The sequence below is a fragment of the Marinobacterium sp. YM272 genome, assembly GCF_050908845.1.
Classification (GTDB): Bacteria; Pseudomonadota; Gammaproteobacteria; order Pseudomonadales; family Balneatricaceae; genus Marinobacterium_D.
In genome coordinates, this window is the sequence record NZ_CP194171.1 from 840,001 (window position 1) to 866,361 (window position 26,361).

The window sequence follows — 26,361 nt, forward strand, 5'->3', positions numbered from 1 at the left end:
TCAAGTGAATAAGCGTGCACGGTGGATGCCTTGGCAGTCAGAGGCGATGAAGGACGTTGTAGCCTGCGAAAAGGTTCGGGGAGTCGGCAAACAGACTTTGATCCGGACATGTCCGAATGGGGAAACCCACCCGCTTGCGGGTATCTCTTAGCTGAATACATAGGCTTAGAGAGGCGAACCCGGGGAACTGAAACATCTAAGTACCCGGAGGAAAAGAAATCAATTGAGATTCCCTCAGTAGCGGCGAGCGAACGGGGAACAGCCCTTAAGCTGTTTACGTGTTAGCAGAACACTCTGGAAAGTGTGGCCATAGTGGGTGAAAGCCCCGTATGCGAAAGTGCGTTTACAGTGAAATCGAGTAGGTCGGGACACGTGTTATCTTGACTGAATATGGGGGGACCATCCTCCAAGGCTAAATACTCCTGACTGACCGATAGTGAACCAGTACCGTGAGGGAAAGGCGAAAAGAACCCCTGTGAGGGGAGTGAAATAGACCCTGAAACCGTGTACGTACAAGCAGTGGGAGCCGTTTTCGGACGGTGACTGCGTACCTTTTGTATAATGGGTCAACGACTTACTTTCAGTAGCAAGGTTAACCGTCTAGGGGAGCCGTAGGGAAACCGAGTCTTAATAGGGCGTTTAGTTGCTGGGAGTAGACCCGAAACCGGGCGATCTATCCATGGGCAGGTTGAAGGTTGAGTAACATCAACTGGAGGACCGAACCGACTACCGTTGAAAAGTTAGCGGATGACCTGTGGATCGGAGTGAAAGGCTAATCAAGCCCGGAGATAGCTGGTTCTCCTCGAAAGCTATTTAGGTAGCGCCTCATGTCTCACCTTGGGGGGTAGAGCACTGTTTCGGCTAGGGGGTCATCCCGACTTACCAACCCGATGCAAACTCCGAATACCCAAGAGTGCAATCATGGGAGACACACGGCGGGTGCTAACGTCCGTCGTGAAAAGGGAAACAACCCAGACCGCCAGCTAAGGTCCCAAAGTTCTAGTTAAGTGGGAAACGATGTGGGAAGGCTTAGACAGCTAGGAGGTTGGCTTAGAAGCAGCCACCCTTTAAAGAAAGCGTAATAGCTCACTAGTCGAGTCGGCCTGCGCGGAAGATATAACGGGGCTCAAACTAGACACCGAAGCTGCGGATGCGTTTTTACGCATGGTAGAGGAGCGTTCTGTAAGCCGTTGAAGCGGAAGCTGTAAGGCACCGTGGAGGTATCAGAAGTGCGAATGTTGACATAAGTAACGATAAAGGGGGTGAAAAACCCCCTCGCCGGAAGACCAAGGGTTCCTATCCAACGTTAATCGGGGTAGGGTGAGTCGGCCCCTAAGGCGAGGCTGAAAAGCGTAGTCGATGGGAAACAGGTTAATATTCCTGTACCGCGCATAACTGCGACGGGGGGACGGAGAAGGCTAGGCCAGCACGGCGTTGGTTGTCCGTGTTTAAGGGTGTAGATTGAGGAACTAGGCAAATCCGGTTCCTTAAGATCGAGACCTGATGACGAGCTCCCATGTGGAGTGAAGTGGTTGATGCCAAGCTTCCAGGAAAATCCTCTAAGCTTCAGGTTATGTGTGACCGTACCCGAAACCGACACAGGTGGTCAGGTTGAGAATACCAAGGCGCTTGAGAGAACTCGGGTGAAGGAACTAGGCAAAATGGTGCCGTAACTTCGGGAGAAGGCACGCCGGCGTTGGTGATGGGATTTACTCCCTAAGCTGACACCGGTCGAAGATACCAGGTGGCTGCGACTGTTTATTAAAAACATAGCACTCTGCAAACACGAAAGTGGACGTATAGGGTGTGACGCCTGCCCGGTGCCGGAAGGTTAATTGATGGGGTTAGCGTAAGCGAAGCTCTTGATCGAAGCCCCGGTAAACGGCGGCCGTAACTATAACGGTCCTAAGGTAGCGAAATTCCTTGTCGGGTAAGTTCCGACCTGCACGAATGGCGTAACGATGGCCACACTGTCTCCACCCGAGACTCAGTGAAATTGAACTCGCTGTGAAGATGCAGCGTCCCCGCGGCTAGACGGAAAGACCCCGTGAACCTTTACTATAGCTTCACAGTGGACTTTGACATTACTTGTGTAGGATAGCTGGGAGGCTTTGAAACTCTGACGCCAGTTAGAGTGGAGCCGACCTTGAAATACCAGCCTGGTACTGTTGAGGTTCTAACCTAGGTCCGTAATCCGGACCAGGGACATTGTGTGGTGGGTAGTTTGACTGGGGCGGTCTCCTCCCAAAGTGTAACGGAGGAGCACGAAGGTACCCTCAGCATGGTCGGAAATCATGCATTGAGCGTAAGAGTATAAGGGTGCTTGACTGCGAGACAGACACGTCGAGCAGGTACGAAAGTAGGTTCTAGTGATCCGGTGGTTCTGTATGGAAGGGCCATCGCTCAACGGATAAAAGGTACTCCGGGGATAACAGGCTGATACCGCCCAAGAGTTCACATCGACGGCGGTGTTTGGCACCTCGATGTCGGCTCATCACATCCTGGGGCTGAAGCCGGTCCCAAGGGTATGGCTGTTCGCCATTTAAAGTGGTACGCGAGCTGGGTTTAGAACGTCGTGAGACAGTTCGGTCCCTATCTGCCGTGGGCGTTTGAGATTTGAGAAGAGTTGCTCCTAGTACGAGAGGACCGGAGTGAACGAACCTCTGGTGTTCGGGTTGTCATGCCAATGGCATTGCCCGGTAGCTACGTTCGGACGGGATAACCGCTGAAAGCATCTAAGCGGGAAGCCTCCTTCAAGATGAGATCTCACTGGACCCTTGAGGTCCCTAAAGAGCCGTTCAAGACCAGGACGTTGATAGGCTGGGTGTGTAAGCGCTGTGAGGCGTTGAGCTAACCAGTACTAATTGCTCGTGAGGCTTGACCATATAACGCCAAAGGCGTTTGAGCATTGAATATATAGATCGTATCGCGGTTGTAGCTTGTAGCGAACGACAAGACATCAGATAGGAGATAAGCGAAAGCGGGTCTTCTACTAAAAAGCTTTTAGATCTCAGTTTGTTCCAGTTTTGCCTGGTGACAATAGAGACGTGGAACCACCTGATCCCATGCCGAACTCAGTCGTGAAACGCGTCATCGCCGATGGTAGTGTGGGGCTTCCCCATGTGAGAGTAGGTCATCGCCAGGCACCTAATATGAAATAACCCCGGTACCGAAAGGTATCGGGGTTTTTTCGTATTGGGGTGGTGTGAACTTCTGTGCACTACACAGGCCCATGTGAATACGCCTGTACCGTAGGTACGGCGGATAGGCGCCGCAGGCGTCCCGAAGGGATGACGAGCAGCGCTCGTCACCTAAAGTAGGTCATCACACCGCGCCAGACCGATCTACCCCAGCCGTCCATGTCAGAAGGTTCAGAAGCAGCGCTTCTGATCACTGTAGGTCATCTCTCCGGATATTCCCGCATCCAGAAAGGCCCTCAAGCACTCCCCGGCCTGAAATAACCGAAACAGCGACCGTTACCGGAAAAGCAGGTCAACCCCACACCAAACCACTCGATCTTTCCCACCGAAACCCGCAGACCCAGAAGCAACGCTCTTGATCCCTGCAGGCCTCTCCCAACACGAATTCCAAGACGGATTCAGCCCTCACAGAAATATCTGGGCAAGTTACAAACATGAAGCACCCCGCACAGAACGAGCCAGCTATATCCCCTATTCAAACAACACAGACAGATCCCGGCGGTCTAATCAGACACAGCCCCTGACTATACCCACTCACTTTATATGGAAATTTAGGAAAAACTCCTATATCACCCGTTCACCACTTAAGAGATGATACTCGACGAGGTACGCAGGGATGCGTAGATAACAGCTGGATGCTGAACCTCATCCCACCGCAGGGAGCGTGGTGGGGGCAGCAAGGATGCTGCGAACCAGGGGCCCGTTACACGGATGTGTGCGGGCCCCGCCTTTTTGAGGGACGAGTCAATTACAGGCACTGGTATCAATGCTACCCAGAACCTGTCAGGCTTTTCCGGATTGGGCCGCTCCGGTTTTTAGCCAATAAAAAGGCAGCTATAAAAGCTGCCTTGTCAGTAGTAACGCTGTGTTCGAATTTATTCGAAGATACCGAAGGTTGCGCGGTCAAACCAGGAACGTTCTTCCTTCGAATCTTCCTTCTCGCGCTCTTCTGCGCGGGTCTCCCCCAGGGACTGAGTCGGGCGTACCGGTGCCACGACCTCTTCTCCCTCACCAAACAAGCCGAAGCTGGCGGTATAAAGCAGGCTGTAGCTGCCTTCCCTGAAAGAGTGGATCTCATAATCCGGGAAGTTCAGAGTCAGTACCTGTAATGCATCATCGGCCAGATCGGTCATCGCCAACTGGGTGTAGGCTTCGTACATTATTGCCAGAGCGTCCGGTACCGCGGGAGTTTCCTGGTAGTTTTCGACCACATAGCGGCCACGGTTGGCTGCCGCGATCCAGGCCTGGCGTTTCATGTAGTAGGTTGCTACATGAATCTCATAGGTTGCCAGGCGGTTTTTCAGATACTGCATGCGCTTCTGGGCATCCGGGGCATATTCACTTTCCGGATAACGGCTGACCAGTGTTGAAAAGCTATCGAAGGAGTCGCGGGCAGCACCCGGATCGCGCTGGGTTTCGTCCAGTGGCAGATAACGGGTCAGGAAAGAGCGATCCTGCTCGAACGCTGTCAGCCCCTTCATGTAGTAAGCGTAATCGATGTTATCGTGATTGGGGTGAAGGCGGATAAAACGGTCAGCGGCAGCGGCTGAAGATTGGGGCTCGAATGTCTTGAAGTAGGCGTAGATCAGTTCCAGCTGAGCCTGCTCCGAGTAGCGCCCGAATGGATAACGCGCTTCCAGAAGTTGAAGCTTATCCACTGCCAGAGAGTAGTTGCCGTCGTCCATGGCGCTGAGTGCTTCTTCGTACAGCTGCTGTTCCGGGATATCTGGCTCGACGTCCGCATTCTCGCTCCACCAGGTGCAGGCAGAGAGTAGGCTGACGAGTACCAGCGCAGCGCAGGTTTTTACGAGTCGCATGTTTATCAATCCTGACACAGGGGCGCGCTCGGCGGAGCGTGCCGGATTCGGGTATAATCGGTAAAAATAGAGTCGTATTTAAACACAACGCGAACCCAACCAAAACATCCGTCCGGATGAGAAGCGAGTCGATGTCAGAACAGGTACAACTGCAGGCCGAAGTGCCAGAGGAAATGTATGGATTACGGCTTGATCAGGCCGTGGCTCAGCTTTTTCCCGATTACTCACGCTCCCGCCTTCAGGGGTGGATTAAAGACGGTGCGCTGACCGTTGATGGCGAGGTGCGCCGTCCACGCGACAAGCTTAACGGTGGTGAGACCGTGCGTGTCGAGGCTCAGCTTGAGGTGATGGAAAACCATATCGCCCAGGAAATTCCCCTCGACATCATTTACGAAGATGAACATATCCTGGTGTTGAACAAGCCAGCAGGTTTGGTAGTGCATCCAGCGGCTGGACATGCGGACGGTACGTTGCTGAACGCACTCCTGCATCACTGCCCTGACATCGCTCAGGTACCGCGTGCCGGTATCGTTCATCGTCTGGATCGTGATACCACCGGGTTGATGGTCGTTGCCAAAACGATTCCTGCTCAGACCGATCTGGTTGCCCAGCTTCAGGAGCGCAGCATGGGGCGGGAGTATGAGGCGGTTGTGAATGGTTTGATGACCGGTGGCGGCTGTGTCGATGAGCCGATGGGGCGGCATCCGCGTCACCGTCAGAAGATGGCTGTTGTCGGTGTTGGCAAGGAGGCGGTGACCCATTACCGCCTGCTGGAGAAATTCCGCGCCCACAGCCATATTCGACTGAAACTTGAGACCGGGCGCACCCATCAGATCCGCGTACACATGGCGCATATCAAGTATCCGCTGGTGGGAGATCCGCTTTACGGTGGCCGGTTCCAGCTACCCAAGGGGTGCAGTGGCGCCATGCGTGAGGTACTGAAGAACTTCAAGCGCCAGGCACTGCATGCCAAGCGGCTGGAGTTATGGCATCCTGCCAGCGGTGAACCCATGGCCTGGGAGATAGACCTGCCTGAAGATATGCAGCGCCTGTTGGCCGTTCTCAAACGCGATGCCGAGACCTACGACTACGAACTATGAAGCTGATCCGAGCCGATTGGGACGCGCCTGAGCATATCCACGCCCTGACCACGACGCGGCTTGATGGCCTGAGTCAGGCGCCTTTCGACGGCCTTAATCTGGGCGATCATGTAGGCGATCAGCCGGCTTCGGTGGCAAAAAACCGGCAGATGCTGCTGAAAGCCCTGGGCCTGAGCTCCGCGCCGCAGTGGTTGTCTCAGGTCCATGGTATACGTATTGTCGAGGCGCAGCCGGATGGCCAGGTACGTGAAGCGGACGGCTGCTGGAGTGCTACGCCGGGGCAGGCCTGCGTTGTGATGACCGCGGATTGCCTGCCTGTGCTGATCACTGACCGCAAGGGAACCCGCGTTGCGGCAGCCCATGCCGGCTGGCGTGGGTTGGCCTCGGGTGTGCTTGAGGCGACCTTGGCCCATTTTCCGGACCCTGAAGATCTACTGGTCTGGATAGGGCCCGCAATAGGCCCTCTGGCGTTCGAAGTGGGCGGTGAAGTCAGGGAAGCCTTTGTGCGTGCACTGCCTGCCTGCGAAGCCGCGTTCAAGGTCAGTCCCACGGACAGCACCAAGTGGCTTGCGGATATCTATCAGCTTGCGCGTTTGCGACTGCAGGCAGCGGGTGTAAAAGAGGTTACGGGCGGGGATTTCTGTACCTTTACCGAAAGCGATTACTTCTATTCCTATCGACGAGATGGGCAGACTGGCCGTATGGCCAGCCTGATCTGGATTGATGCTAACCCTTGATCACCAGCACCGGGATTTGAGCACGGCTGACAACCTTGTTAGCCACCGAGCCGAGGACGGTTCTCTCAACAGCAGAGTGCTTGTGACCGGCCATGACGATTAAATCCGCACCCTGCTGTTTGGCCTCGCTCAGTATCCTGTCTGCCGGCTTGCCTTCCTCCACCTGAATGACACAGTCTTTGCGGTCGAACGGAAGTTTCTCGTCGACAAACTCCTCAAGCTGATGGCGTATCGACTTGATCGCCTTGTCGAAGGTCCCTGGTGGGAAGTAGGAACCTACCAGCGGCATCTGGTAGCCGGCGACCACGGTCAGTAGTACCAGTTTGCCGCCGGGAGCGAGAACTTCCAGGGCATGCATAACCGCTTTGTCGGAATAGCCCTCTTCGGACAGGTCCACGGGCACAAGAATGGTCTTGTACATTTTCTCTCTCCTTCAGGCTGCGGCCAGGCTGCGCTCTCTACGTTTCTGTAACCAGCCGATAAAAATCAGCAGCAATAGGGCCGGAATGAATACCAGCTCCTTCGGCGGTCGGTCGGACTGTTGCTGTATACCGGTGATCTCCCAGCCGAAGTCGACACCTGCGCGTTCCGCCTGGCTGCCGAATACCACCAGGTCCACCATCCAGCGCTCTCCATCCCGGGTCAGCATCAGCCCCAGGGATTCAAGACGCTGCATGGCGTCGCCGTTCGGGTTGTCGAGCTGCAGAGAAACGGTCTTGCTGACCTGATCGCCTTCGATCGTCATCCCTTCAACATTTAGCTGGATAAACTGGCCCGGGTTCAGCTCCGAGATCTGGGTTTCCAGCTGGGATGGCGGCAGGTTTACTGAGGGCGGGTAGATCATATCCCACCAGTAACCGGGCCGGAACAGACTGAAAGCGATCAGCAGAAGGGCGGCGGTCTCCCATATTCGGGTCTTGACGAACCAGTAACCCTGGGTGGCCGCGGAGAACACCAGAATAGCGATCACTGCGCTGACCACGGTGACGATCAGGTCGAACACCGAGGTGATACCGATCAGCAGTAGCTGGGTGTTGAAGATAAACATGAACGGCAGAATGGCGGTGCGGATATCGTAGGTGAAACCCTGTATACCGGTCTTGATCGGATCTGCCCGGCCGATCGCCGCCGCGGCAAAGGCCGCCAGCCCCACGGGGGGCGTATCGTCCGCCAGGATGCCGAAATAGAACACAAACAGGTGCACCGCAATCAACGGTACGATGAGCCCGTTTTCGGCACCCAGGGAGACGATCACCGGCGCCATCAGGGTCGATACGACGATATAGTTTGCCGTCGTTGGTAGCCCCATGCCGAGAATGATGCAGATGATCGCGGTGAAGATCAGGATCAGCATCAGGTTGCCGCCGGAGATGAACTCAACGAACTCGGTCATCATCTGACCCAGCCCGGTCAGTGTCACAGTGCCGACGATGATACCGGCCGCCGCAGTGGCGATACCGATACCGACCATGTTGCGCGCACCGGCGATCAGGCCAGCGATAAAGTCATTCCAGCAGACCTTGAACTGACCGGCCCAGTCGCTTTCACCACGGAACCAAGCTTTGATCGGCCGGTGTGTCAGTACCACGGCAATCAGGAATGCCACCGCATAGAAGGCGGATTGCTGTGGTGAATACTGCTTAACCGCCAGGGCCCAGAGCAGTACCACGATCGGCAGGCCGAAATAGAGCCCGGAGAAGATTGTGGGTCTCGGCTCGGGAAGGTGATCCAGCTCGATACTGGCGTCGTCCTCTTTCAAGTCCGGGTAGCTGGCCGAGAGCTTGAGCAGAAGGAAGTAGCCGATGATGATCGCCGCCAGCATCAGCAGGTAGCCGATACCACCCAGGGTGGACTCCAGGAAGGTGGAACCGTAATACACCACCGCTGCCAGTACCAGCATGATGATCGTCGTTGTCATCCATGAGAGCATGCGCTGCGCTACGGTCGGTTTATGTAGCCGCTCGATGCCCTTCATATTCAGCTTGAGTGCTTCCAGGTGAACGATATAGACCAGCGCTACATAGGAGATCAGCGAGGGCAGAATCGCATGTTTGATCACCTCAATGTAGGGGATGCCCACATACTCCACCATCAGGAATGCGGCGGCACCCATGATCGGCGGCGTCAGCTGGCCGTTGGTTGAGGCGGCTACCTCAACGGCACCCGCCTTGGTGGCGGGGAAGCCCACTCGCTTCATCAACGGGATGGTAAAAGTACCGGTGGTCACCACGTTGGCGATGGATGAACCGGAGATAATACCGCTCAGTCCCGATGCCACGACAGCTGCCTTGGCAGGGCCGCCGCGCATATGACCGAGCAGTGAGAAAGAGACCTTGATCAGGTAGTTACCGGCACCGGCCTTGTCGAGAAGGGCGCCGAGCAGTACGAACAGGAAGACAAAGGCGGTGGATACGCCGAGGGCGACACCAAAGACCCCTTCAGTGGTGAGCCACTGGTGAGAGGCTACCTTGTTAAGGCTGGCACCCTTATGGGCAATCACATCGGGCATGTATTGGCCGCCGAAGGTAAAGGCCAGAAAGACAACGGCGACGACCAGCAGTGGCGGACCCAGAGCCCGGCGGGTGGCCTCCAGCAGAGTCAGCATACCGATGACCGCGATGACCACATCGGTGGTAGTCGGTGCACCTATACGTTGTGCCAGAGTATCGCGAAACACCAGCAGGTACAGACAGGAGGCTGCAGCGCCGATGCCAAACAACATGTCGAAGGGCGTGATCGACGTATGACTGGAGCGCTTGGTGGCGGGGAACAGCGAGAAGGCCAGTAACGAGGCGAACGCCAGGTGAATAAACTTCGCCTGGTCTTCGTTCAGAGTACCGAAATTGAGGATAAACGGCAGCGGCGAAGCGTACCAGAGCTGAAACGGCGACCAGGCGATCAGCAGCCCAATCACCAGTTTGTTCATAAAACCTGACAGCACGCGGCTGCCGGTTTCGGAGTTCAGCAGTTCCTCTATCGCCTTGTTATCGGTATCTGATGTACTTTCCGTTGCCATGCGCAGCTCCTTTTAAGAACAGACACGAGAGGGGACAGGGCTGAGGTTGAGCCCTGTCCCTGTTTCCCGTTGCGAAGGATGTTCGCAGACGATTTACATCAGGCCCGCTTCCTTGTAGTACTTGATGGCGCCTTCATGCAGAGGCGCAGACAGGCCATCGTGGACCATCTCCTCCTTCTTCAGATTGGCGAAGGCTGGGTGCAGCTTCTTGAAGGTATCGAAGTTGTCGAAGACCGCCTTTACTACATGATAGATCAGGTTCGGATCCACATTGGATGAGGTGACAAAGGTCGCGCCTACACCGAAGGTTTTGACGTCTTCATCGCTGCCGCGATACATGCCACCGGGGATAGTGGCCACACGATAGAAAGGTTTCTCCTCAATCAGTTTCTCTACTTCCGGGCCTGCCACTTCGACAATCACAGCGTCACAGGAGGTGGTGGCTTCCTTGATGGAGCCGCTCGGGTGACCGACGGTGTAGACCATGGCATCGATCTTGTTGTCGCACAGCGCCTTGGACTGCTCGGCGGCTTTCAGCTCGGAGGTGAGGGCGAAGTCATCCTCGGTCCAGCCTTTGGCCTCCATCAGTACCTCCATGGTGCCGCGCTGGCCGGAGCCGGGATTACCTACGTTGACGCGCTTGCCCTTGAGATCATCGAAAGTCTTGATGCCGGCATCGGCGCGGGCGACCACGGTGAACGGTTCTGGGTGAATGGCAAATACGGCGCGCAGCTCCTTGAACGGACCGGCCTCTTCAAACTGGCTGGTACCGTTGTAGGAGTGATACTGCCAGTCGGACTGGGCCACGCCCATATCCAGCTCACCGGAACGAATGGTATTCAGGTTATAAACTGAACCGCCGGTACTTTCTACCGAGCAGCGGATACCGTGTTCTGAACGATCCTTGTTCACGAGTCGACAGATCGCTCCACCGGTAGGGTAGTAAACGCCGGTTACACCGCCCGTTCCGATAGTGATGAAATCCTGCGCCTGTACAGATGTGACGCCAAGCATGGCCGTCAGGCCGGCGCCGATCAGGGCTGATTTGATCTTCTTCATATGTCACGCTCCATTGGTTGGTTCCACTGAGTATGAATTTCAGTCTAGTTCAGGTTTTTTGAGTTGTTGTTATTGGAAATCCGATTCGGCACGCAGAGTGCTGACGCCGGTCGGGGTATAGCCTGATTTTTCCAGCGCTGCGACCAGGTCACGGACCTGATCCGCGTTGCTGGCGGCCAGGTCACCGTCGGGTTTCAGCAGGTTGTTTTCGAAACCGATACGCAGATCGCCGCCTTTCTGAGCAGCAGCCAACAGGCACTCCTGCTCCCGGGCGCCAAAGGCACAGATCGCCCAGCGGCGGTCATTCAGACGCGGTAGTAGCTCGATAAAGGGGGCAAGATCCTCAGGGGTTGATTGCTGGTTTGCCGAGTAGCGTCCTAGGACGAACAGCAGATGGTGGCGCCGGGACGGTAGCAGGCCGCGTTCGAGCAGATCCAGGTAATAGCGCAGGTCCTGCTCGGAATAGAGAATGTACTGGGCGAGGATATTGCGCTCGGCCACCCAGTGAAAAAAATTGCCTGAGTCCGATTCATATTCGGGGGACGGGATCAGCTCCCGTAAAGCGAAAGAAGCGGCCTCCGGCTCCAGGGCTCGAATCAGCGCCATCTGCTGGGCGGGTTGGTAGCGTCCCACCGCTTCCGTGGTGAGCTGAACCACTACGCGATCACCCACCCGTCTGCGCACCTCCTCCATCACCGCCGCGTTGTCGCTGATCTCCAGGGAGTGTCCGCCCAGCTGATCGCGTGCATGCAGGTGCACCATGGCGGCACCGGCCTCGACGCAGGCCGCCACCGTATCGGCGATCTCTTCGGGGCTGACCGGCAGGGCCGGGTGATCGCTGTGAGTTCGACGGGCGCCGTTGGGCGCCACAATGATCAGGCGTTCATCCCGCATCCGGATACTCCCTCAGTACCTCGGCGGTGATTTTGTCTACGGCCTGGTAGAGCTTATCGGTCAGTTCGTCGAGCTGTGTCTCGGTGATGATAAACGGCGGTGCCAGCAGAATATGGTGGCCGCGATGGCCATCGATGGTACCGGACATTGGGTAGCACATCAGGCCCTGCTTCATCGCTTCGGCCTTGATCCGCTTGTCCAGTTTCGAGCCTGGATCGAAAGGACGCTTGTTGTCCCGGTTGTGCACCAGTTCCAGCGCTCTGAACAGGCCGCGTCCGCGGATATCCCCCACATGGGCGTGCCCGCCAAAGCGCTCCTGCAGACGGTTATTCAGGGCTTCACCCATGGGAGTAACGCGCGCCAGGATGCCCTCCTGCTCGAACGCATCCATTACCGCCAGGGAGCCTGCCATCGCCGTGGCATGGGCCATGTAGGTGTGGCCGTGCTGGAAAAAGCCGGAGCCGCTGGCGATGGCGTCGTAGATCCGGTCCGAGGCCAGCATGGCACCGATCGGCTGATAACCGGCGCCGAGGCCCTTGGCGATGGTGACGATATCCGCCTCGATGCCGTCCTGCTCATGGGCGAACAGGGTTCCGGTGCGGCCCATGCCGCACATCACCTCATCAAGAATCAGCAGAATGCCATAGCGGTCGCAGATCTCGCGGATACGTTTGTAATAGCCCTCCACCGGCGCCAGTGCTCCGGCAGTGGCGCCGACCACCGGCTCTGCGATAAAGGCGATCACCGTTTCCGGGCCCACGGTGAGCAGCCGTTGCTCCAGTTCGTTGGCAACGCGCTGGCCGTAATCGTAGAGGGATTCGCCCGGCTGCTGGTCGCGATAGGGGTAACAGGGGGCGATATGTTCGGCGGGTATCAACAGGGGCGCAAAGGGCGCGCGGCGCCAGGCGTTACCGCCCACGGCCAGGGCGCCCAGGGTATTGCCGTGGTAGCTCTGGCGCCGGGCGATAAAACGGGTGCGTTGTGGCTCGCCGGTCTCAACAAAATACTGGCGCGCGAGTTTCAGTGCTGATTCCACCGCTTCAGAACCGCCGCTGACAAAGTAGACGTGGTTGAGCGATCCGGGCGCGCTGTCTGTCAGACGGCTGGCCAGATTCTCTGCCACCTCGGTGGTGAAGAACGAGCTGTGAGCGTAGGCGAGCCGATCGATCTGCGCATGCAGGGCGGCCCTGATACCCGCATGGTTGTGCCCGAGGCAGGAAACCGCCGCGCCACCGCTGGCGTCGAGATAGGCCTTGCCGTTCTGGTCATAGATATAGGGGCCGTCGCCGTGGCTGGCGAAGGGTAGATCGGAGTGACAGTGGCGGTGAAATACCTGGGTCACGATGCACCTGACTATTTATTGCGTTTGTTGCATTAAAGGTAGATTACGATCGGGCAACAAACGATATATTCTCAGAAGGTATGAATAAAACTCATAGGGTGTGCATATCTGGCTTGCCGGATCACATCCGGACTTTTCCACAGGGGGTATGGTCATGCCGGGTTCATTACCACCACTCAATGCCCTGCGCACTTTCGAAGTGGCGGCGCGTCGGCTGAGTTTTTCGCGCGCGGCCCGGGAACTGTGTGTAACCCAGGGCGCGGTCAGTAAACAGATCCAGCTGTTGGAACAGTATCTGGAACAGCCACTGTTTGATCGCGCGCCTTCAGGCCTGGTACTGACCGAAGCGGGGCGCCTGTACCTGCCGGCTATTTCTCAGGCGATCGAAAAAATCCAGACCGCCACCGCCATCCTGCAGCAGCGTGCTCATGAGTCCAGTTCGCTGACACTGAATCTGACGCCTTCGTTCAGCAACCTCTGGCTGATTCCACGGCTGGATGCCCTGTGGCAGGCGATGCCTGAGCTGAATCTGACGATGCTCAGTGGCGATGGCGAGTTCCATTTCCGCGACTCCGAAGCGGATATGGCGATCCGCTGTCTGCCGCTGTCGTTGAGCCATGAGCATTCCGTGCTACTGCGGGAGGAAGAGCTGTTGGCGGTGATTCATCCCGACCTGCTGCGGGAGGCGGCGATAGAGAAACCGATGGATCTGCTGGCGCATCCGCTGTTGCAGCACACGACCCGGCCTCAGCTCTGGCGTCAGTTCCTGGAGCAGGTCACCGGTCAGGAGCCGCGCGAGCTTCAACTACGTTATAACCACGGTTTCGAACATTTCTACATGTCGTTGGAAGCCGCGCGGCAGCGTCAGGGCATCGCCCTGGTGCCGGATTTCATGGCGGCTGCTGCACTGGCTGCCGGTGAGGTCGTCAATCCGCTGGGGATCAGCTATCACAGTGGATACGGCTTTTATTTTCTGGTGCCGCCTTACCGCAGCGGGACTCAGGGGATTCAGCAGTTTCACAGCTGGCTGAGCCAGCAGCTCAATCAGAGGTAAAGCCGGAGAGTCGCTGTCGATCTATCGACCCGCTTGAGAAGCCGCCGTTTTTGTCCCAAAATACTGTGTATATATACAGTATTTTGAGGTGTTGATGATGGCTCTGGTTCAATTGATGGAGCAGGGACAGCTATGGCGCGGCACTCAGGACGCCGGAATTCAGGCGCAGGCGCTGGAATCCAGCGGCTACCCTGAGCTGGATGCCCGTCTGGGTGGTGGTTGGCTGAAAGGGCAACTGATCGAACTGCTGCATGCCGGCGAAGGGCGTGGCGAGCTGCGTCTGATCTGGCCGCTGCTGCGCCGCGCGGCACCGGAGCGCCCGGTGTTCTGGATAGATCCGCCCCATCAACCCTATGCGCTGGCATTGCTGCAGGCTGATATCCGGCCGGAAGCCCAGCAACTGGTGCGTACCCACTCGCTCAAGGAGCGGCTCTGGGCGATCGAGCAGGCGCTGAAAAGCGGCTGTGCGCCGCTGGTACTGGGCTGGCTTGATGCCCAGGTAGCCACAGCGGCGTTAAGGCGACTGCAACTGGCGGCACAGACCGGTGGTGGGCTGGGGATAATCCTGAGACCCGACAGCGTTCGTGCCCAGTCCTCTCCGGCGGCCTACCGTCTTCACCTTGACTCCGGCGCTGCCGGTGCCGAGGTTGCGCTGCTGAAACGTCGTGCGGGCTGGCCTCTGCCCGCCGCATCGCTGGATCTGCCGGCGGTACTCTGAGATGCGCTGGCTCTGTCTGCATTTTCCCTGGCTGTCGCTGGAGCTGCATGTTCTGCCGCAGGACTCCCCGCAGGCGTTGCTGGATAACCGCCAGCGGATTCTGCTGGCTAATCCTGCGGCAGAGGCTCAGGGTGTCAAAGCCGGCCAGGCGCTGGCCACTGCGCTGGCGTTGAGCCCGGAGCTGACGCTGCTGGAAACAAGCGCACAGCAGCTGCGCCAGAGCCTTGAACAACTGGCGCTCTGGGCCGGCGGTTTCAGTGCCCGCATCAGTCTCTGTCCGCCCCAGTCCCTGTTGCTGGAGATCGCCAGCATGCTGCATTACTTCGGTGGCCTGGAGGCGCTGCTTGAGCAGATCAACAGCAGCATACAGCGCAGCGGCTATAGCGCACAGCTGGCGGTGGGTGAAACCGCCAGGGGCGCGGAACTGCTGGCCCGGGTCGGCTCGTGTATTGAGAGTGACAGCGAGCGCTGGTGGGCGCGCTTACATGCACTGAACATTGACCAACTGGGGCTGCCGGCCAAGCCTGGCGAACAGCTGCGGGGCGTGGGATTGCGCAGCCTGGGGGATCTACTCAGACTGCCGCGTAACGAGCTGGCGCAGCGCTTTGGCCAGTCGTTGCTGCGGGAGCTGGAAAAAATCGTCGAGCCGGGCGCGGCGCTGCCGGAGCCGTTCATTGCGCCGGAACGCTTCAGTCAGCGTGTCGATCTGGCCGCTGAAATTATCCACAGCCAGGGACTGCTGTTTCCGTTGCGGCGTCTGCTGGAGGCGCTGGAAGGATTTCTGCGTATCCGCCAGCAGCAGGTGGCACAACTGCATATCTCGCTATTTCAGCGTGACAGCGGTGAACAACAGCTGACAATCGGCCATGCCGGCGGCACCGCCTCGGCGGCGCACTGGCTGGAGCTCTGCCGCCTGCAGCTGGAGCGGGAAAAGCTCAGGGCGCCGGTACTGGCGCTGCAGCTGGATGCGGAGGAGGGCCAGGGACAGCAGGTGCATAACGCCGACCTGTTTGCGCCGACCCAGGCGCAGACAACCCCGGCGGAGCTGATCAGCCGGTTGCGCAGTCGCCTGGGTAAGGATGCGGTACAGCCGCTGGGCTGGTGTGCCGATCACCGGCCTGAACGTGCCTGCACTACAGAAACAGGCAAGGGAGAGAGGCCTCCCACCGGACTGGCCCGGCCCGGCTGGCTGCTTGCCACCCCCAGGCGTCTATCACCCGGTGAGCAGCGCACCCTTCACTGGCTGCGCGGGCCGGAACGGATCTGCAGCGGCTGGTGGGACGGGCCGGTACAGCGTGACTACTACGTGGCCCGTTGGCCCGACGGACGCTGCGGTTGGGTGTTCAATGACTCAAGCGGAGACTGGTTTATTCACGGCTGGTTTGGTTGAACCCGGGCCCCTGGCAGGCTGTCAGTCAGGCCACATTCATGTTGTGGTGGCGGCATCGCTTCGGTCGGTTCGCTGCCCTCACAGCCAGGCTCGACCTGCGTGCAACCAGCATCAATGGGGCACTTGAGACGGGCATTTTTTTGCGCCAATATACTGTATATATAAACAGTATATTGGTCTATTCAGGTGGTCAGAGAAGATTCTGAGATCGGTTATGCCGAGCTGCATGCGATCTCCAATTTCAGTTTTCTACGTGGCGCGTCCCATCCGGAGGAGCTGGTCGCCCAGGCCTCATCGCTGGGCTACCGGGCGCTGGCGCTGACCGACGAGTGTTCGGTGGCTGGCGTGGTGCGTGCCCATCAGGAGGCGAAGGAGCTGGGGCTCAAGCTGCTGATCGGCAGCGAGTTTCGTCTAGATGGCCGGCTGCTGGTGCTGCTGGCGCGGGACCGTACCGGCTATGCCCAGCTCTGCTCGCTGATTACCACGGGGAGGCGACGGGCCAAAAAAGGTGAGTACTCGCTGACGCTGGAGGATTTTGAAACCGGGCTGGATCGCTGTCTGCTGCTGTATCAGCCGGGGCCGGATGAAGCGCGGCTGGAGAGTGATCTGCAGTGGCTGCAGCGGCATCACGATGAGCGCAGCTGGCTGCTGCTGGAACGTCTGCTCGACAGCGACGACAGCTGGCGCTACCAGCGTTTACTGGAGCAGGCGGAGAGCTATCAACTGCCGCTGGTCTGTGCCGGCGATGTGCGGATGCATGAGCCGGGGCGCCAGCCGCTGCAGGATCTGCTGACGGCGATCCGGCTAAGGACCACAGTGATGAAAGCGGGCTGGCAGCTGGGCGCTAACGCCGAGCGTCACCTGCGACCGCTGGCCAGGCTGGCGCAGCTTTATCCGCAGACGTTGCGCAAGCAGACGCTGAAGATCGCCGCCCTGTGTGATTTTTCCCTGGATGAGCTGCGTTACGAATATCCCGCCGAGCTGGTACCGCCTGGCCTCACTCCCCAGTCGCATCTGCGGAATCTGACCGAGGCTGGCGTCAAGCGTCGCTTTCCTCAGGGCGAGCCGGCGAAGGTCCGCCAGCTGATCGAGCATGAACTTAAGGTGATCGAGGAGCTGCGCTACGAGCCCTATTTTCTGACCATTGAGGATATCGTTCGCTTTGCCCGCGAGAACGATATTCTCTGCCAGGGACGAGGCTCGGCGGCCAACTCGGTGGTCTGCTACTGCCTGGGGATCACCGAGGTAGACCCGCGCCAGGTAAACCTGCTATTCGAGCGTTTCCTGTCGAAGGAGCGTAACGAGCCGCCCGATATCGATGTGGATTTCGAGCATCAGCGTCGTGAAGAGGTGATCCAGTATATCTACCGGCGCTACGGCCGCGAACGGGCGGGGCTGGCCGCCGCCGTGATCAGCTACCGCAGCCGCAGCGCGATCCGTGATGTGGGGCGGGCGCTGGGCTTTGATGAGGCTTACCTGGGCTGGCTGATCAGCCAGCTGGATCGGCGCGATACCGAACAGCCCTGGCTGGAGCAGCTACGCGCACTGGGTGGTAAAAATCCGGCGCTGCCGTTCCGCCATCTGCTGGCGCTGGTGCCGCAGATTCTGCACTTTCCCCGCCATCTCTCCCAGCATGTGGGCGGCTTTGTGGTGTCCTCCGGCCCGTTGCATCAGCTGGTGCCGGTGGAGAACGCTGCCATGCAGGACCGAACCCTGATTCAGTGGAACAAGGATGACCTGGAGGCCCTGGGCCTGCTGAAGATCGATATCCTGGCGCTGGGGATGCTCAGTGCCCTGCGCCGGACCCTGCACCTGCTCGGTGAACGTGATCAGCGGCCCTGGCGGATGCAGGATATTCCCCGTGAGGATGGGCAGGTTTACGCCATGCTCAGCGAGGCTGATTCCATGGGGGTGTTCCAGGTGGAGTCCCGTGCCCAGATGAACATGCTGCCAAGGCTGAAGCCGGCGAAGTATTACGACCTGGTGGTGCAGGTGGCCATAGTGCGGCCGGGACCGATTCAGGGCGATATGGTGCACCCCTATCTGCTGCGCCGGCAGGGGAAAGAGAGCGTGGAGTATCCCAGCGACGAGGTACGTGAGGTGCTGGCACCCACCCTGGGTGTACCGATCTTCCAGGAGCAGGTGATTCGTCTGGCGATGGTGGCTGCCGGGTTCAGCGCCGGCGAGGCGGACCAGCTGCGCCGGGCCATGGCGGCCTGGCGCCGTAGCGGTACCATCGCGGTGTACCAGCAGAAGCTGCGTGAGGGGATGACGGCGCGGGGCTACACGGCCGAGTTTGCCGAGCGCATCTGTCGCCAGATAGAAGGCTTTGGCGAGTACGGTTTTCCCGAATCCCACGCCGCCAGTTTTGCGCTGCTGGCGTACCTGTCTGCCTGGCTCAAGTGTCACGAACCGGCGGCGTTTTGCTGTGCGCTGCTTAACAGCCAGCCCATGGGATTCTACTCGCCTTCGCAGCTGGTACAGGATGCGATCGGTCACGGTGTCAAAGTACGGCCGGTCTGTATCAACGCCAGCGGTTACGACTGTTCGCTGGAGTATGACGCGGGCGCAGCGCGTAGAGGTACTCAGGGCGTGTTGAGGCTGGGATTGCGGCTGGTCAAAGGCCTGTCACGGGAGGGGGCCGAACGGCTGGTAGCCGCGCGACCGGCGGGCGGCTTTGCGTCGGTGTCGGATCTGCGCAGCCGGGCAAGGCTCAGCCGTGGCGATCAGGATGCGTTGGCGGCGGCCAACGCGCTGGCGACGGTGGCTGGACATCGGCATCAGGCGCGCTGGGAACTGCTGCGTGAGGAGATCGAGCTGGCGCTGGGTGATGTGCCGGCGGAAACCGATACCAGTACTGCCTATGAGCCGGTGGTACAGATGCCTGCCCCGGATGAATGCGCCGAGATGGAAGCGGACTACCGGCATCTCGGTCTGACCCTTGGCCGCCACCCCATGGCGCTGCTGCGTGAGCAGGGACGACTGCCGCGGGTGGTAGCGTCCAACCGGCTGGATGGCGTCGAATCCGGGCGTCCGGTGCGGGTGGCGGGCCTTGTGACCAACCGGCAGCGCCCGGGCACCGCCACCGGCATCACCTTTGTCACCCTGGAGGATGAGTTTGGCCAGATCAACCTGGTGGTCTGGCAGGCCACCGCCCGGGCCCAGCGCAAGGCGCTGCTCGGCAGTCGTATTCTGCAGGTGGATGGCATTCTTGAAAGGGAGGGCAGCCTGATCCATGTGATAGCCGGCCGGCTGACCGATATCAGCGCCGAGTGGGAAGGGCTGCAGACCCGCTCACGGGATTTTCACTGACAAAAACTCTGGCTGCGGGAGCCGTTCAGTATGCAGGCAGAGACAGGAAAAGAGGACGAAGGATAGAAATAGAAGTGGCGGTTGCTGCTGTTCCCCTCAGTATCGCCTGGGGACCCCGAAGCCGGGTGAGCTTTGCAACCGCCGACTAACCCAAGTATAGCCCGTGTTGGCCTTAACGCATCATGCCACGACGATATTCCAGGCGATCGAACTCTTCCTGATGCAGGCGCATCTGATCACGCAGCTGCTCCATGGTCCGGTCACGGTCACGCAATCGATCGCGGGGCAGGTCCATTGAAGGTTCACGCCCGAGCTGTTCCATCGAGCGCTCCATTTCACGCCAGTGCTGGCGCATCAGTTCGTAATGGCTCTGTGGATCATCGGTACGGTGCATCTGCTCCATCAACCGGTTCATCCGGTCAAAATCGCCGTAACGGCCTCCGCCTTGTTGCATCTGGCCCTGCTGCATCTGACTTTGCTGCCCTGAACCCATTCCCTGGCCCATACCCTGGCCTGGATTTTTTGGCCCGCTGCCGGGACCCGCAGCCAGAGCTCCAAGGCTGATGGCGCCGAAGAGCAGTGCTGCCAGGCGGAAAGTATTCTTTTTGTCCATGGTCGACTCCTTCGCTTCTGCTACCGAAAGACGCACTGAGTATAGGTGATCAGTGAACCGGCGCCGGAAAGAAAGCGGCGGCTCTGCCCTGGCTCAATAAACCGGACAAACCCGCCGTTAGCAGTCGGAAAGGCTGTTAAATATCGGTGAGCCGATTCCACGCCTGAGACAGGCGCATCGCCTCATGTTTTTCCAGGTCGGCCAGCTCCTCAAGCAGGTCGGCGGCCGGTGTGGCACTGGCCCGACTGACCAGGAACTTGTATAGCTCGACAATCTGGTTGTGCTCTTCCTCAACCTTGGAAATGATCTGTTCCGCGGTCATTTCGGCAAAGGGAGCATCCAGGTTTGTTGAAGGCAGTAAGGGTTCCTTGTTGAGGAACTCCATTACCCAGGTATCCAGGGCGTTGAGGTTATCTGTTGCCTCAAACGCGGTGATCGCCCGGGATAGCTTGGCCTCATGGTCCGCCAGGTAATCAAGCAGCATCCGGGCCCTTTCATCTTGCTGGGATTCACTGCTGTTACGCAGCCATTCGGATAACTGCTGGTGGTAGCCTCGCGTCCAGTGGATGATGTCGCGAAACGTATCGATCTGCATGCTTGCCTCCTTCACAGGATCCTGAGACTCGCCCCGCGCCACTGGCTTTGCCGTGGCGCGGTGGCGGTATTTCTACCTCAAGGATATGTCAGCACCGGGGGAATGCCAGTTGTGCCAATGTCCGTTACGCAAAAGTTTGCGCTTAGTCAGAGGCTTGGGGCAGGGCCAGTGAAATCAAGGCAGTGAGCAGTAACAGAGCCGCCGAGATCCAGAGGCAGGCAGCCAGACCGCTGGCACCCAGCCCTGCGGCCTGGAATACCCAGCCGGAAAGCAGGGTACCCAGCAGTCGTCCCATCGCGTTGGCCATGTAGTAGAAGCCCACATCCAGTGAGACACCATCGGCCCGCGCAAGGCTGACAATCAGGTAGCTGTGCAGCGAGGAGTTGATCGCGAACAGCACGCCGAACAGCAGCAATCCAGCAATCAGCAGAACGGCCGGGTCGAAAGTGGTGCCAAGGCCCAGTGCAATCAGCACCGGCACGGCGGAGAGCAGAGTGGCCCAGGTGAGTGCCGTGCGGCCATCCGGCACCCGGCCGCTGGCCCTGCCGGTGATCCTCGGTGCCAGTGCCTGTACCAGACCATAACCGATCACCCAGAGGGCGAGAAAGCCGCCGGTCTGCCAGTGATCCCAGCCCAGGGTCTGCGACAGAAACACCGGCAGGGCGACCACGAACCATACGTCGCGAGCGCCGAACAGGCACAGGCGCGCGGCCGAGAGAATATTGATCGCCCGGCTTTTGGAGAAAATATCGCGGAATTTGGGCTTGGATTTCGCCTTGCCCAGGTCTTTCTTCAGCAGCACAAGACTGGCCAGCCAGACCAGCGTCAGCGCCCCTGCCATGGCAGCGATCGCACCGGCAAAGCCCAGTGCCATCAGCAAAGCGCCACCGAGGAAAAAGCCCACACCCTTGAGTGCGTTCTTCGATCCGGTGAGCAGCGCGACCAATTTGTACAGCGCCCCCTGGGCATCGGCGGGAACCAGCAGTTTGATGGAGCTTTTCGCGCTCATCTTGTTCAGGTCCTTGGCTATGCCGGAGAGCGCCTGGGCTGCCATCACCCAGGGTACGCTGAGCATTGCCGCCGGTACCAGCAGCATCGCCAGGGCGACGATCTGCAGCCCCAGGCCGATGTTCATGGTCCGGTTAAGGCCCAGGTGCGCGCCGAGCCAGCCGCCCACCAGGTTGGTGATGACGCCGAAGATTTCGTAGAACAGGAACAGCAGCGCGATCTCCAGCGGTGAATAGCCCAGCGCGTGGAAATGCAGCACCACCAGCATCCGCAGGGCGCCATCGGTGAGCGTGAACGCCCAGTAATTACCGGTGACGACCAGGTACTGGCGAATCGCCGGGGAGAGCTGGCTCAGCATAGGTCGAGGCGTCCCACCTTCAACGCCAGTTCCGCCGTACGGTTGGCGTAGCCCCATTCATTGTCGTACCAGGCGTAGATCTTCACCTGGGTGCCATCCACCACCATCGTCGACAGTGCATCGATAATGCTGGAGCGCGGATCGGTCTTGTAATCGATGGAGACCAGCGGGCGCTCCTCATAGCCGAGAATGCCGTTAAGCTCATCTTCCGATGCGGCCTTGAACAGCGCATTCACTTCCTCGGCGCTGGTCTCGCGGGCAACCTCGAACACACAGTCGGTGATCGAGGCGTTGGCCAGCGGCACACGAATGGCATGACCGTTCAGCTTGCCCTTGAGCTCCGGGAAAATGTGCGTGATCGCGGTGGCCGAGCCTGTGGTGGTCGGAATCAGGCTCATACCGCAGGCCCGGGCCCGGCGCAGATCCTTGTGCGGCGCGTCGAGGATCGTCTGGGTGTTGGTGATGTCGTGAATCGTGGTCATCGAACCGTGCTGGATGCCGAGGGCTTCGTGGATCACCTTCACCACCGGTGCCAGGCAGTTGGTGGTGCAGGACGCAGCGGTGACGATCGGATGCAGCGCCGGGTCGTACAGGTCGTCGTTAACGCCCATCACCATATTAAGGACGCCTTCCTCCTTGACCGGTGCGGTGACGACGACGCGCTTTACGCCCTGATCCAGGTAGGCCTGCAGCAGCGCCTTTTTGTTCATCTTGCCGGAGGCCTCGATCACCAGGTCACAGCCGGACCAGTCGGTATCGTCGATGCTTTTATTGCGGCTGGTCGTGATTGCCTGACCATCGATCAGAATACGGTCGCCCTCGGTGCTGGCCTCATGGTTCCAGCGACCGTGCACCGAGTCGAAATTGAGCAGGTGCGCCAGGGTGGCGGCATCGCCGGCCGGGTCGTTGATATGGACGAACTCGATGTCAGACTGTTCCCAGCCGGCTCGGAAACTGAGCCGCCCCATCCGCCCGAACCCGTTGATACCGATCTTGATCTTTGCCATTACAGATACTCTTTTTTAACGCTGTTGTTTAATCAGGACTGCTTTTTATCAGCTCAACCATCCGCGAATGGTGTCCTGACTTTTTATTTCTTCAGCCATCCGCGAATGGCGTCTTGGCTGGGAATACTCCCGCTGTGGACAACCTGGTCATCGATGACGACGGCAGGTGTGCTCATCACGCCGTAGTTCATGATCGCTTCCGGATCTGTCTCTTTAATGACCTCCACCTCGGCGCCGACTTCGGCAGCCACCTTGGCGATGATCTCTGCGGTCTTGATGCATTTGCTGCAGCCGCTGCCCAGTACTTTGACCTGTTTCATGTTCTTAACCCTCAGTTAGTTGCTGTTGGCGCTCAGACAAAGGGCGTCAGCAGATTGAAAATCCAGCCCACCAGCGTGAATGCCGCCAGCAGTACCGCGAACAGAATCGCCAGCAGGCGCCACTGCATCACCTGCTTTAACAAAATGAATTCCGGGAAACTGGCCGCCACGGTGCTCATACAGAACGCCAGTGTTGTGCCGATTGGCAGGCCGTTGACGATCAGGCTCTCCATCACCGGAATCACGCCGGTGGCGTTGGAGTAGAGCGGAATGCCCAGCGCCACCGCTGCCGGTACTGACCACCACTGGCCATCGCCCAGGTGGGATTCGATCCAGCCGTCCGGCACGAAACCGTGCAGCGCGGCGCCTAGGCCGACACCGATAATTACCCACTTCCAGACGCGGCCGAAGATCTCGCCGGTTTCGCCTTTGGCAAACTGGTGACGCTCCGCGAAGCTGAGCTTTTCAACCGGGCCGCTTTGAACTGGCTGTTGTTGTGAGGAGTTCTGACGGCCTCTTTCAAGCGCCTTCTGCGCGAAAGATTGCAGCCAGCGCTCGGCGCGGATCTGGTCAAGAAATACGCCGCCGAGGATGCCCACGCCCATGCCAACGACCACGTAGAGCAGAGTGAACTTCCAGCCCAGCAGGCTCATCAGCAGCAGTACCGCCACCTCGTTGATCAGCGGCGAAGTGAGCAGAAATGCCATGGTGATGCCCACCGGAATGCCGGCGGAGGTAAAGCCGAGAAACACCGGGATACTGGAGCAGGAGCAGAACGGCGTGATGGCGCCGAAACCCGAACCCAGCATGTAGCCGATGCCGCGATGACGGCCGGCGAGAAAATCGCGGACCCGCTCCACATTGAGCGAGGCGCGGGCCAGGGCAATCACATAAATCATCACCACCAGCAGGACGTAAATCTTGCTGACGTCCTCGACAAAAAAGTGCAGTGCGTCACCGAGCTTGGTATCGGGTGACAGTCCCATCAACTGGTAAACCAGCCAGTCGGCCAGGCGGGTGAAGATCTCAAACATGTCCTATCTCCCGAACCCTAATCCTTAAACCACTGTTGAGTACGGTTGGCGAAGGCCACCAGTGACAGCATCACCGGTACCTCAACTAATACACCAACCACGGTGGCCAGCGCCGCACCGGAGTGCAGACCGAACAGTGAAATCGCTACGGCCACGGCCAGCTCGAAAAAATTGGAGGTGCCGATCATGCAGGCTGGCGCGGCGATATTGTGCGGTAGTTTCAACCAGCGGGCGGCGCCGTAGGCCAGGGCAAAGATACCGTAGGTCTGGATCAGCAGCGGGATGGCGATCAGAACAATGGTCTGCGGCTGGCTCAGAATGGTGTTGGCCTGGAAGCCAAACAGCAGCACCACGGTGGCCAGCAGACCCAGGATCGACCAGGGCTTGAGTCGATGGGTAAAAGCTTCAACGCGCTCACCATTACCGCCCCGTTCCAGCCGGTGACGGGTCCAGATACCGGCGGCCAGCGGCAGCACCACATAGAGCACCACCGACAGCAGCAGGGTCTGCCAGGGCACCTGGATATCGCTGACACCGAGCAGGAAGGCGGCGATAGGCGCAAAGGCAAACACCATGATGATGTCGTTGATCGAGACCTGTACCAGGGTGTAGTTCGGATCGCCCTTGGTCAGCTGACTCCAGACGAACACCATGGCGGTACAGGGCGCCACGCCGAGCAGGATCATGCCGGCGATATATTCGCTGGCGCTTTGTGGGTCGACCCAGTCGGCAAACAGCACGCGGAAGAACAGCCAGCCCAGCAGCGCCATGGTGAACGGCTTGATCAGCCAGTTGATCACCAGTGTCAGTATCAGCCCCTTGGGTCGCTTGCCCACATCCTTCACGGCCCTGAAGTCGATCTGCACCATCATCGGGTAGATCATTACCCAGATAAACAGCGCCACCACCAGGTTCACATGGGCGAACTCCAGTCCGGCCACGCTGGCGAACAGGCCCGGCGCCAGGTTGCCGAGCAGCACGCCGGCGAGGATCGACAGTCCGACCCAGAGGGTGAGATAGCGCTCAAAAATGCCCATGCTCTTGCTTCCTTGGTAAATGCCTCGATAAAGCGTCGTTAGATCAAGCCTTATATCGAGCGCTGGTTAACCCGTTTTGAAAGTTCGTCTGCTGTTTCTACACGCTCGGAATAACGGTCGGTCAGGTAGGCTTTCCGGTCTCTGGTCAGCAGAGTGAATTTGACCAGTTCCTCCATCACATCAACGATGCGGTTGTAGTAGGGCGAGGGCTTCATACGGTCGTTATCGTCAAACTCCATGAACGCCTTGGGTACCGATGACTGGTTCGGGATCGTGAGCAGGCGCATCCAGCGGCCGAGAATGCGCAGCTGGTTAACGGCGTTGAAACTCTGCGAGCCGCCGCTGACTTGCATCACCGCCAGGGTCTTGCCCTGGGTCGGGCGCACCGCGCCAATGCTGAGCGGAATCCAGTCGATCTGCGCCTTCATGATCGATGTCATCGCGCCGTGCCGCTCCGGCGAGCACCAGACCATGCCATCGCACCACTGCACCAGCTCTCTCAACTCCTGCACCTTCGGGTGGCTGGAATCCGCATCATCCGGCAGCGGCAGGCCACTGGGGTTGAAGGTCCTCGTCTGGGCGCCCATCGCCTGCAGCAGACGGGCGGACTCTTCGCTGACCAGGCGGCTGAACGAGCGCTCCCTGAGCGAGCCGTAAAGCAGCAGGATGCGGGGCTGTTCAGCGTTATCGCTGGGTTCAGGCACCTTAAAGACGTCGCTGCGTAGGTTGGGTAGTTCGTGATTGTTCATT

At 58.8% G+C, this 26,361-nt stretch carries 20 protein-coding genes and 2 rRNA genes (1 of these 22 only partly in view); 8 read left to right on the forward strand and 14 right to left on the reverse strand.

Going from position 1 to position 26,361, the window contains the following annotated elements; translation table 11 throughout:
• A 23S ribosomal RNA gene (locus ACQUQP_RS03955) occupies positions 1-2,885 on the forward strand; it begins 2 nt to the left of the window's first position.
• Between the two features lie 144 nt (positions 2,886-3,029).
• Positions 3,030-3,145 (forward strand): 5S ribosomal RNA (gene rrf, locus ACQUQP_RS03960).
• 930 nt (positions 3,146-4,075) lie between these two features.
• On the opposite strand, the gene ACQUQP_RS03965 is transcribed toward rrf, so the two are convergent.
• A complete protein-coding gene (locus tag ACQUQP_RS03965; protein WP_432697513.1) occupies positions 4,076-5,017 on the reverse strand; it encodes an outer membrane protein assembly factor BamD in 942 nt (313 codons plus the stop codon).
• A gap of 131 nt (positions 5,018-5,148) precedes the next feature.
• Here ACQUQP_RS03965 and rluD point away from each other — a divergent pair, with 131 nt between their 5' ends.
• Together rluD and pgeF are read left to right on the forward strand one after the other, a co-directional pair.
• Positions 5,149-6,117 (forward strand): 23S rRNA pseudouridine(1911/1915/1917) synthase RluD, encoded by a 969-nt coding sequence (rluD, locus tag ACQUQP_RS03970; protein ID WP_432697514.1) that lies wholly within the window; start codon positions 5,149-5,151, stop codon positions 6,115-6,117.
• Positions 6,114-6,854: a peptidoglycan editing factor PgeF gene (pgeF, locus tag ACQUQP_RS03975; RefSeq protein ID WP_432697515.1), complete on the forward strand. Its 741-nt coding sequence runs from the start codon at positions 6,114-6,116 to the stop codon at positions 6,852-6,854. The genes rluD and pgeF overlap by 4 nt, the downstream gene beginning before the upstream one ends.
• Here the strand turns inward: pgeF and ACQUQP_RS03980 are convergent.
• The 5 genes from ACQUQP_RS03980 to ACQUQP_RS04000 all read right to left on the reverse strand — a co-directional run bounded on the left by ACQUQP_RS03980 (position 6,844) and on the right by ACQUQP_RS04000 (position 13,165).
• Positions 6,844-7,275, reverse strand: a complete 432-nt coding sequence (locus ACQUQP_RS03980; RefSeq protein ID WP_432697516.1) for a universal stress protein — start codon at positions 7,273-7,275, stop codon at positions 6,844-6,846. The genes pgeF and ACQUQP_RS03980 overlap by 11 nt on opposite strands.
• A gap of 12 nt (positions 7,276-7,287) precedes the next feature.
• On the reverse strand, positions 7,288-9,870 hold the full coding sequence (locus ACQUQP_RS03985) for a TRAP transporter permease (RefSeq protein WP_432697517.1): 2,583 nt from the start codon (positions 9,868-9,870) through the stop codon (positions 7,288-7,290).
• Positions 9,871-9,963: 93 nt separating this feature from the next.
• Entirely contained in the window at positions 9,964-10,929 is a 966-nt protein-coding gene (locus ACQUQP_RS03990; protein WP_432697518.1) for a TAXI family TRAP transporter solute-binding subunit, read from the reverse strand.
• Between the two features lie 69 nt (positions 10,930-10,998).
• Positions 10,999-11,823 carry a 3-keto-5-aminohexanoate cleavage protein gene (locus ACQUQP_RS03995; protein WP_432697519.1) on the reverse strand — a complete coding sequence of 275 codons (825 nt, stop codon included), beginning with the start codon at positions 11,821-11,823 and terminating at the stop codon, positions 10,999-11,001.
• Positions 11,813-13,165, reverse strand: coding sequence for an aspartate aminotransferase family protein (locus ACQUQP_RS04000; protein ID WP_432697520.1), 1,353 nt, complete (start codon positions 13,163-13,165; stop codon positions 11,813-11,815). The genes ACQUQP_RS03995 and ACQUQP_RS04000 overlap by 11 nt, the downstream gene beginning before the upstream one ends.
• 154 nt (positions 13,166-13,319) lie before the next feature.
• On the opposite strand from ACQUQP_RS04000, the gene ACQUQP_RS04005 reads away from it, so the two are divergent.
• The 4 genes from ACQUQP_RS04005 to ACQUQP_RS04020 all read left to right on the forward strand — a co-directional run bounded on the left by ACQUQP_RS04005 (position 13,320) and on the right by ACQUQP_RS04020 (position 19,639).
• A complete protein-coding gene (locus ACQUQP_RS04005; protein WP_432697521.1) occupies positions 13,320-14,219 on the forward strand; it encodes a LysR substrate-binding domain-containing protein in 900 nt (299 codons plus the stop codon).
• A gap of 97 nt (positions 14,220-14,316) precedes the next feature.
• Entirely contained in the window at positions 14,317-14,937 is a 621-nt protein-coding gene (gene imuA / locus ACQUQP_RS04010) for a translesion DNA synthesis-associated protein ImuA (protein ID WP_432697522.1), read from the forward strand.
• A 1-nt stretch (position 14,938) separates the two neighbouring features.
• Complete coding sequence (locus ACQUQP_RS04015) at positions 14,939-16,327, forward strand: Y-family DNA polymerase (RefSeq protein ID WP_432697523.1); 1,389 nt, start codon at positions 14,939-14,941, stop codon at positions 16,325-16,327.
• Positions 16,328-16,513: 186 nt separating this feature from the next.
• Positions 16,514-19,639, forward strand: a complete 3,126-nt coding sequence (locus ACQUQP_RS04020) for an error-prone DNA polymerase (RefSeq protein ID WP_432697524.1) — start codon at positions 16,514-16,516, stop codon at positions 19,637-19,639.
• Between the two features lie 172 nt (positions 19,640-19,811).
• Here ACQUQP_RS04020 and ACQUQP_RS04025 read toward each other — a convergent pair whose 3' ends face one another.
• The 8 genes from ACQUQP_RS04025 to arsH all read right to left on the reverse strand — a co-directional run bounded on the left by ACQUQP_RS04025 (position 19,812) and on the right by arsH (position 26,360).
• Positions 19,812-20,252 carry a hypothetical protein gene (locus tag ACQUQP_RS04025; RefSeq protein WP_432697525.1) on the reverse strand — a complete coding sequence of 147 codons (441 nt, stop codon included), beginning with the start codon at positions 20,250-20,252 and terminating at the stop codon, positions 19,812-19,814.
• 136 nt (positions 20,253-20,388) lie between these two features.
• The gene (locus ACQUQP_RS04030; RefSeq protein WP_432697526.1) at positions 20,389-20,847 is read right to left on the reverse strand and encodes an ATPase; all 459 of its coding nucleotides are present in this window, start codon (positions 20,845-20,847) and stop codon (positions 20,389-20,391) included.
• A gap of 142 nt (positions 20,848-20,989) precedes the next feature.
• Positions 20,990-22,213, reverse strand: coding sequence for an organoarsenical effux MFS transporter ArsJ (gene arsJ, locus ACQUQP_RS04035; protein ID WP_432697527.1), 1,224 nt, complete (start codon positions 22,211-22,213; stop codon positions 20,990-20,992).
• Positions 22,207-23,220 (reverse strand): ArsJ-associated glyceraldehyde-3-phosphate dehydrogenase, encoded by a 1,014-nt coding sequence (locus ACQUQP_RS04040; RefSeq protein WP_432697528.1) that lies wholly within the window; start codon positions 23,218-23,220, stop codon positions 22,207-22,209. The genes arsJ and ACQUQP_RS04040 overlap by 7 nt, the downstream gene beginning before the upstream one ends.
• A gap of 83 nt (positions 23,221-23,303) precedes the next feature.
• On the reverse strand, positions 23,304-23,540 hold the full coding sequence (locus ACQUQP_RS04045; RefSeq protein ID WP_432697529.1) for a thioredoxin family protein: 237 nt from the start codon (positions 23,538-23,540) through the stop codon (positions 23,304-23,306).
• 32 nt (positions 23,541-23,572) lie between these two features.
• The gene (locus ACQUQP_RS04050; RefSeq protein WP_432697530.1) at positions 23,573-24,574 is read right to left on the reverse strand and encodes a permease; all 1,002 of its coding nucleotides are present in this window, start codon (positions 24,572-24,574) and stop codon (positions 23,573-23,575) included.
• Between the two features lie 17 nt (positions 24,575-24,591).
• Positions 24,592-25,611, reverse strand: a complete 1,020-nt coding sequence (arsB, locus tag ACQUQP_RS04055; protein ID WP_432697531.1) for an ACR3 family arsenite efflux transporter — start codon at positions 25,609-25,611, stop codon at positions 24,592-24,594.
• A 50-nt stretch (positions 25,612-25,661) separates the two neighbouring features.
• Positions 25,662-26,360 (reverse strand): arsenical resistance protein ArsH, encoded by a 699-nt coding sequence (gene arsH / locus ACQUQP_RS04060; RefSeq protein ID WP_432697532.1) that lies wholly within the window; start codon positions 26,358-26,360, stop codon positions 25,662-25,664.
• Between the last annotated feature and the right edge of the window lies 1 nt (position 26,361).